The organism is Magnetospirillum sp. LM-5, from assembly GCF_902729445.1.
GTDB lineage: Bacteria > Pseudomonadota > Alphaproteobacteria > Rhodospirillales > Magnetospirillaceae > Magnetospirillum.
In genome coordinates, this window is record NZ_CACVCE010000055.1 from 1 (window position 1) to 5577 (window position 5577).

General features: G+C 55.4%; 8 protein-coding genes. 3 read left to right on the forward strand and 5 right to left on the reverse strand.

Features of this window, described 5'->3' with window-relative positions:
* The coding region (locus MTBLM5_RS15300; RefSeq protein ID WP_173976933.1) for a hypothetical protein at window positions 1-352 on the forward strand (352 nt) is incomplete at its 5' end.
* A gap of 81 nt (window positions 353-433) precedes the next feature.
* Here MTBLM5_RS15300 and MTBLM5_RS15305 read toward each other — a convergent pair.
* The 4 genes from MTBLM5_RS15305 to MTBLM5_RS15320 form a co-directional block, all read right to left on the reverse strand.
* A complete protein-coding gene (locus tag MTBLM5_RS15305) occupies window positions 434-910 on the reverse strand; it encodes a hypothetical protein (RefSeq protein ID WP_173976934.1) in 477 nt (158 codons plus the stop codon).
* Between the two features lie 117 nt (window positions 911-1027).
* Entirely contained in the window at window positions 1028-1564 is a 537-nt protein-coding gene (locus tag MTBLM5_RS15310) for a recombinase family protein (RefSeq protein ID WP_173976935.1), read from the reverse strand.
* A 126-nt stretch (window positions 1565-1690) separates the two neighbouring features.
* Complete coding sequence (locus MTBLM5_RS15315; RefSeq protein WP_173976936.1) at window positions 1691-2518, reverse strand: hypothetical protein; 828 nt, start codon at window positions 2516-2518, stop codon at window positions 1691-1693.
* A gap of 36 nt (window positions 2519-2554) precedes the next feature.
* Window positions 2555-2947, reverse strand: a complete 393-nt coding sequence (locus MTBLM5_RS15320) for a hypothetical protein (RefSeq protein WP_173976937.1) — start codon at window positions 2945-2947, stop codon at window positions 2555-2557.
* A 605-nt stretch (window positions 2948-3552) separates the two neighbouring features.
* Between MTBLM5_RS15320 and MTBLM5_RS15325 the strand changes: the two genes are divergently transcribed.
* Together MTBLM5_RS15325 and MTBLM5_RS15330 are read left to right on the forward strand one after the other, a co-directional pair.
* Window positions 3553-3900 carry a hypothetical protein gene (locus tag MTBLM5_RS15325; RefSeq protein WP_173976938.1) on the forward strand — a complete coding sequence of 116 codons (348 nt, stop codon included), beginning with the start codon at window positions 3553-3555 and terminating at the stop codon, window positions 3898-3900.
* Between the two features lie 10 nt (window positions 3901-3910).
* On the forward strand, window positions 3911-4225 hold the full coding sequence (locus MTBLM5_RS15330; RefSeq protein ID WP_173976939.1) for an XRE family transcriptional regulator: 315 nt from the start codon (window positions 3911-3913) through the stop codon (window positions 4223-4225).
* 155 nt (window positions 4226-4380) lie between these two features.
* On the opposite strand, the gene MTBLM5_RS15335 is transcribed toward MTBLM5_RS15330, so the two are convergent.
* Window positions 4381-5577, reverse strand: a 1197-nt coding sequence (locus MTBLM5_RS15335) for a tyrosine-type recombinase/integrase (RefSeq protein WP_173976940.1), incomplete at its 5' end; no start/stop codon positions are given.

The following is a 5577-nucleotide window of genomic DNA, read 5'->3' on the forward strand; positions in this document are numbered from 1 at the left end:
AATAAAGGCCCTGACTGAGATTCACGATCTACTGAAAGCGGGCAGTATCAGCGATGCTGAACAGCTTCTCACGAAGTCAGGACTTCCTGAATACATCGTGGACGCTCTTCTGAAAGCGGCCCAAGCGGCGCGGCGGTTCATTGAGTTGCGCCGCAATCCGCCCGCCGATCCCAAAGCGCGGCGGACGGCGGAAGCGGACATGCGGAAGATCAGGGCGATGCTGTTCGCTCTCGGCGGCGTCGCGCTTGACGGCCTGTTCGCGGCTGCGATGGCCGCGAATGGCGCGCCGATCTGCTCGAGCTGCGGCTTCTTGTGGTGCGCGTGCCCCGCCGCCGATCTCGAATTCTGCTAGGTCACCAGCATCAGTAAAACGGCCCCGAGAAGATCGGGGCCGTTTTTCTATCCCGGCTGGAGAAATAGCGGATCGGAAAGGTCACGGCTCTTGTTGCGCTTCTTCCTGATGCGCTCCATCTCGTCTATAACGCCGTATTCCAAGCCAACCTCGAAACGCGGTGATCCCGGCAAATGCGAAAATCACGCTCAGCACCAGACCTTGTCCCGGATTGCTGGCCTGTTTAATCGCCAGTTCAATAAAGGCCCACGCTGAAATAAATGGAACAACCCAAAATTTTTCGGCCTTAATTTTTAGTAAGGCCGGCCAGAATAATATTATAATTGATATGTCAATAAATAAATAAAGGTAAAGCTCAATATTATCTCCTGGAGCTGCTCCGTATAGCCCCTTCCCCGAAAAAGCCATTACCAATGCTGAAAATCCATATGACAGCATTATCCAGTAGCACATGATGATTGCAACTTTAGCCGCCGCAATCGCGGTTAAAATGCAGCTCACCTTCGGCCAAATCGCGTCTTTCAGACTTGCATTCTTGAACTTTGCGCCGATTGCCATCGCTCACCCCAGCAAAAAAGCTGGACGGCCGATCCGCCCCTGATTGACGCCAGAATAGCCAAATTCCGGCCCAACCGGAAGGCGGAATGGCGCGATGGCACGGGCACAAAATCCGGGTTAAAGGACGCGATAAACAGAAGCGCGACCGATGCCGAGGCGCTTTGCGATCTCCGTTGCGCCCATTCCCTGGGATTGCATCTTTCGCACCTCGGCGGCGTCGATGCATGGCTTGCGTCCCCTGTAGACGCCCTCGGCTTTGGCCTTGGCGATGCCCTCCATCTGCCTCTCACGGCGCAGGTTCGTCTCGAACTCTGCGAAGACGCCCAACATGTCGAGGAAGGCCTTGCCCGCCGCCGTGGCCGTATCGATAGGCTGCTCGGTGGCCTGTAAAGCTGCCCTTTTCTGCTTGATCGTGCGAACGATAGTTTGAAGGTCTGCGATTGATCGGGCCAACCGGTCGATGCGGGTAACTACCAGTACGTCACCCTCACGAAGGAAATCCAGAACAGTTGCAAGCTCTGTACGGCCGCTCGTGCTGGTGCCGCTGGCCTTCTCTTCTCGCACGATCTCGCAGCCAGCGGCGCGTAGGGCGGCAACTTGGATAGAAGTGTCCTGGTCATTGGTCGAAACGCGGGCATATCCGATTTTCGTCATAATATATTGTCTCGTTTGGGTCTAGACATGCAAACGATAGCGTCTCGCAAATCAAAAAGCAACCCAAATAAGACGCTTTCGGCGTCTCATGGCCGTGACTCGCTCGGGTATACCCAAACAAGACTGTCACGGCGGGCGGCTATCTAGGGCGATGCGCTTGCATGACAAGGGAAGTGTCTGAACTGCGCGGCTGCGCCACACGGCCAACCAATCATCACGGTCGATCAAGCTTTGAATGATCCGATTCACCCCAGGTTGCCCATCTTCCTCGGCGGCCTTCAGCACTTGCGACCGGAAGCGATGGCGCCGGACGCGGCGGTAATCGATCTGTTTGATGCTGGCATAGATGATCCGCTTCGGCGGCGCTTCTGGTGGCGGCACGGTGTCGATCTCGATGACTTCGCCCGATTCCATATCCATCACACCACCATCGGCGGCGGCGGCGGCGGTGGGGCAGAAATGCTCGGCCAGCCCGGTGGACCATCGGCACCGCGAAAAGCCCTTCACGCCGCCTACAAACTCCACCCATGCCCGCCCGGCAAATTCAAAATCCGGGCAGCCGACGGTGGCGGCTGCCGAGAGGTCCCATGCTGTCCAACTGTCCGCTGCAGGGTCCAGCTTGCCGGCCAGAGCGGCGGCAATGGCGATGCCTGGGTCTGACACTTTGAGCATATATTCTGCGGTTTTTACCCCTGTGCCCGCTTCGATCTGCCGAAGATCGAAGCCATGGGCGGGACTGCAACGAAGCCCTATGGCACGGCAGCAGCGGACCCAGGCTGAGCAAAGAGACGCATCGATAGCGGCAAAATCAGCGCTATCTCTGAAAAACAGCGCCACTTCTTTATGCATGCCATGGCCGCTGGTCTTCGAGAACATATAATCGCCAGCACCGATTGTGCCGATCAATGCTTTCGATACAGCACGCCACTCCCGAGAGTTCTTGAAAGATTTCATGGCTGTCTTGATTGCATCGAAGACCTTTGTCGCCGGCTACTCGGCCATGCGGCTGGCGGCGAGGCTGATCACAGCCAGAGTGCTGCCGCTTTTCATGTGCATGTCCATCACTGCCCCGGCGGCGGCGGCCTCAGCGGCGAGGTAGCCAGGGGTATCGATTGCGCAAGCCCAGTGGTTTTTGCAGTGATGCACGCCCTTGATGAAGTCAGTTTTTCCTGCAGCGTTCGGGCCAATCTCGACCATTCCTCGCCCGCCGTCGCCGCACTTTTGCAAGCTGGGGAAACGGCCGGGGACAAGGGCTTTCAAGAGGGCTTGGCCGGTGTCATGCATCGCATAAACGAAAGCGCGGGCATCAGCCGGCGAAGGTGGCTGCCATTCGGCTGTACACGGATTTTCAATAAGAAGAGAACTAAAGCCGCCGTCAGGCATCGCCCCCGCCGATCATGGCGGGCAAGTCGTTGAAATCGACGTTTTCGATTGATATAATCATCAACGTTAACCGGCTTTCAGGGCCGGTCCTTTCTGGGCTCCGCTCCGTCAATCCGCCAAGATCAAAACGGGGTGGGCCGGTTAACAAACAAAGGCTCTGGTCAATGACCGGAGCCTTTTTGTTATACCACCCTTGATTCCGCGATTTCAAATATATGGGCACCTCGAAAAATCCCGCCCTCCGGCGATGATGGGATAGAATCCGGTGAACAAGGGGATATTCAGATACAGGTAGGCAAAACGCTCACGCCGGAACCGGCGCAATTCCACTTCCAACGTCGAAGAGGCAAAAAGTTGCTATTCGCCGGGCGGCTGCCGGCGAGGCATTCCTCGCCGGCACACCCCGCTGCAAGTCGCCTTGGTCAAAGGGTGTTTACCGTTCATGCCGTGTCCGGGGCGCCCCACACTAACGGTGGCCAGCCTATCCGCTATTCTGTCCGGCCGACTATGCCATTAGGCTCGAAGAGCCGCCTCACCTTGAATCACCTGTTGGGGGTAACCATTTTGGTTGCGTGTTCCAAGAAACTTGGAATACGATCCTGCACATGAGAGATATTCGTTTTGCACCCGGGATCAAAGACACTTTAGGGCTAGCGCTGACACCGCTAGACCTTCAGGTGATCGTCACAACGATGCTCGATGTCGCGAAAAACGGCGAAAAGAAGCGGGCCGGGGTGACGTTTGCCGCTGTTGATGGGCTCGGCTTCCCGTGTAGGGAAGCAGCAATTTCTCAAGGGCGGAAGGGCATAGGCTTGCTGACCGTCTATAGCTTGGCCGTCGCGGAAGACGTGGTTGTCGTGCTTTATGCCAAGGAGGGCGCTGCCGGCAATCTGTCACTCCAAGAACGCAATAAGATCCGCGAGGCCTATCAGGCCGAAATGGAACGCCACTAGGAATTTTACCATGAACCGCACCCGCAATGTCGCAACCGATGCGTTCGAGCAGCTCGGGCTCCCAAATAGTCTGGAGCTCGCCGTAAAAGCTGAAGCCGTCGTGTTCATCAGGGAAAAGATGGAGGCGGCAAACATGTCCCAGGCTGCGCTCGCCCGCGTTATCGGCTGGCGCCCGTCGCGCCTCTCGGACTTGCTCCGAGGCAAGCTCGACCTGTTTAGCTATGAAGCCATTAATCAAGTCCTCCGCCCATTTAATGCGGGGCTCCAAGTGACGCTGCACAAACCTCGTGAGCGTGCACGGGCAAAGCACCAGCACGCGGCATAACACTTCAGGGCACCTCGAAAAATCCCGCCCTCCGGCGATGATGGGATAGAATCAATGGGCCGGAATGTTCCTCTGTGCCTATCCCACGAAGCCGAAGGCCCCATTATTCGAGGTGCCCATATGCAACTTGTTGCGCGGTCTGCGCACGAGCTGCGTCAGAGCTGCGCGGGATACTGCACGGCGGCAATTGCTCGCCGCTTCGTCTCGAAGTCAGGGTCGCGAGCATAAATATCTGTTGTGATATGCCCTGTCTCGTGGCCCAGAATTTGCGAAATCAGCTCGCGCTGAATGCCGGAAGACCACAATAATGTGGTGAATGTCTTACGAATGGAATGGAAAACATATTCTGACCCATAGTTTAGTGGTTCAGCCATCTTCATTTTTCCAAATCTCTTTCCGACAGCATTACTTCTATCGCCAAACTTATTAAGCTTCATATCTTTGAAAAGGTAACCGGATGAGCGCTTGCCTTTCAGCCGCTTCAACGTCGGGGCAAGCTCAGGGTGAACCGGGACTTGACGCATAGCAGCGCGGGTCTTAGTCCCATGAACAGTAATTTTCGTATCATCAATGTCTTCGCAACGCAGTGTGCAGATTTCTTCGATGCGACATCCGGTATATGCAGCGATTCGAATAACATCAGCAAGTTCATTGTCGTTCCGTTTTTCGGCCTGTCGGACCAGTATTACTACATCTTCCGACGCGAAAGCACGACGCGTATCTTTCTCTGCTTTGGGAGTAATGAGTTTTAAGAACGGCTCCTGCTCCTCTGGCGCCAATCCGAGCGAGACAAGGTAAGACCAATATCCACGCAGTTCTGATAGCGCTCTCTTGACTGTCGAGACGCTAGCCCCACCCTCTATCTGTGTATTAACCCATTTCTGCACAGCTTGCCGATGAACATCTGAAATATATACGAAATCAGCGCCGAATTTCGTCGCTGTAACTCGCTTCATGTGCTTCGATTTGTCAGTTCCGGATGATATTTTTAGCCAATCTACAATATATGTACCAAACGCAATACGCTCGACTTTTGGCGCTGGCGGCGTAGCGTCAACTATTACGTCAATTGCATCAAGTGATGCAAAAACAGGGTCCGCGCCGCTAGCTAATAGTGATTTGATACGGGCGTCGTATCCTTTGTAGTTCCGCTTAACACTTTCGATCCTGGCACGCCATTCCTGCTCGTATCCAGCGGCGATTACTTGAGCCCGAGCTTTGTCGCTTTCCCCCGTCGATCTCACAAACGCTGGCTTCCCGCCAAGATCGGCGCGGTAACGCGGCGGTATTGTGTGCACAGCAACCCATGTCCGATACTTGAGGGCACCTCGAAAAATCCCGCCCTCCGGCGA

Bases quoted from the DNA above. Each gene is read 5' to 3' on its own strand.
- MTBLM5_RS15320 (WP_173976937.1), bottom strand. From the start codon at position 2,947: ATGCCTGACGGCGGCTTTAGTTCTCTTCTTATTGAAAATCCGTGTACA.
- MTBLM5_RS15325 (WP_173976938.1), top strand. From the start codon at position 3,553: ATGAGAGATATTCGTTTTGCACCCGGGATCAAAGACACTTTAGGGCTA.
- MTBLM5_RS15310 (WP_173976935.1), bottom strand. From the start codon at position 1,564: ATGACGAAAATCGGATATGCCCGCGTTTCGACCAATGACCAGGACACT.
- MTBLM5_RS15315 (WP_173976936.1), bottom strand. From the start codon at position 2,518: ATGAAATCTTTCAAGAACTCTCGGGAGTGGCGTGCTGTATCGAAAGCA.
- MTBLM5_RS15305 (WP_173976934.1), bottom strand. From the start codon at position 910: ATGGCAATCGGCGCAAAGTTCAAGAATGCAAGTCTGAAAGACGCGATT.
- MTBLM5_RS15330 (WP_173976939.1), top strand. From the start codon at position 3,911: ATGAACCGCACCCGCAATGTCGCAACCGATGCGTTCGAGCAGCTCGGG.